This window comes from Rhodovulum steppense (assembly GCF_004339675.1).
GTDB lineage: Bacteria > Pseudomonadota > Alphaproteobacteria > Rhodobacterales > Rhodobacteraceae > Rhodovulum > Rhodovulum steppense.
In genome coordinates, this window is record NZ_SLVM01000063.1 from 1 (window position 1) to 1,366 (window position 1,366).

1 protein-coding gene is annotated in these 1,366 nt (G+C 64.4%); it reads right to left on the minus strand.

The annotated features are described in order from the left end of the window. Window positions 1-262 precede the first annotated feature (262 nt). Window positions 263-1,276, minus strand: coding sequence for an IS110 family RNA-guided transposase (locus EV216_RS18045; protein WP_132697265.1), 1,014 nt, complete (start codon window positions 1,274-1,276; stop codon window positions 263-265). Between the last annotated feature and the right edge of the window lie 90 nt (window positions 1,277-1,366).

Genomic DNA, 1,366 nt, shown 5'->3' on the forward strand with positions numbered 1-1,366 from the left:
ACCATGTATGGATGGCGCCCGCGGGGCAAGGGCGTTTCGGTGATGCTGGCGTCTGGTCGACTGCGGCCATGTATACGGCGTCGAAGATGCAGCACATGGGCTGCGCGCCCTGATGAATGTCCGCGGTCGCTCTGGTCCCAATCAATGGCGCGCGCTCTCGGGCGCTCCGGTCCGAACAGGGTGTCCTTCGCGATATCTCCGCCAATTGCCATCATCTCACGATGCACTTGCCTTTCGTTTGGAGCAGATGGCCCGGTTGCGGTCAGGCGGGACGGGCCGCCTGATATTGGGTTCCGTTTTTCAGAAGCGCATAGGCCGTTCGGGCCATGCGATTGGCCAGCGCGATGGCGGCCTGTTTGGGCTTTTTGCGCTCCGCGATCTTCCACAGCCAGTCCTCGCCCGGTTCGCCGCGTCGGCGCGCGCTGACCTGGGCGATGGCGCCGAGGTACAGCAGGCGCCGCAGGTACCGGTTGCCCATCTTGGAGATGCGCCCCAGCCTTTCCTTGCCGCCGGTGGAATGCGGTTTCGGTGTGAGCCCGATCCAGGCCGACAGATCCCGACCCGATCTGAAGTCTGACACATCCGGCAGCGCCGCGACCAGCGCGCTGGCCGTGATCGGGCCAATTCCGGGGATCGTTTGCAGGCGCTGTGCGGCGTCGTTCGCCTTGGCATCTGCGTGGATATCGGCGGTCAGTTGCGCGATCTTCCTCTGCGTATCGATCAGTTGATCGGCCAGCAGGTTCAGCGCCCTGCGGGTCGGCGCGGGCAGGTCGGCCCGGTCACAGGCTGCGATCAGCCGGTCGGCGTTCTGGATGCCCTTCGCCACGATGATGCCGAACTCGCCCAGATGCGCCCGGATCGCGTTCACGGTCTGGGTCTGCTGGCGGACGAGAAACTCCCGGGCCTTGTGCGTCATCAGCAGGGCTTGCCGATCAGCGCTCTTGACCGGAACGAAGCGCATGGACGGCCGAGTGACCGCCTCGCAGATCGCCTCCGCATCCGCCTTGTCGGTCTTTCCCCGCTTCACATAGCCCTTCACGTAGCTGGGCTGCATCAGCCGCACCTCATGGCCGAGCTTCGTCAATTCCCGCGCCCAGTAATGCGCGCTGGCACAGGATTCCATGCCGACCAGACAGACCGGCAGGTTCTGAAAGACCTCCAGCATCTGGCTGCGCCGGAGTTGACGGCGCAGGACCGGTCGCCCCTCTGCGTCCACACCGTGCAGCTGGAAAACGTTCTTCGCCAGATCGACCCCGATCGTGCTAACCTCGCTCATGGATGGCTCCCCTCATTGGTGACGTTTCACAGCACCCAATGTGGCACATTGCGATGCCGGGAGCGGGCGCCATCCACTTCATCAATGGCG

Bases quoted from the DNA above. Each gene is read 5' to 3' on its own strand.
- EV216_RS18045 (WP_132697265.1), bottom strand. From the start codon at position 1,276: ATGAGCGAGGTTAGCACGATCGGGGTCGATCTGGCGAAGAACGTTTTC.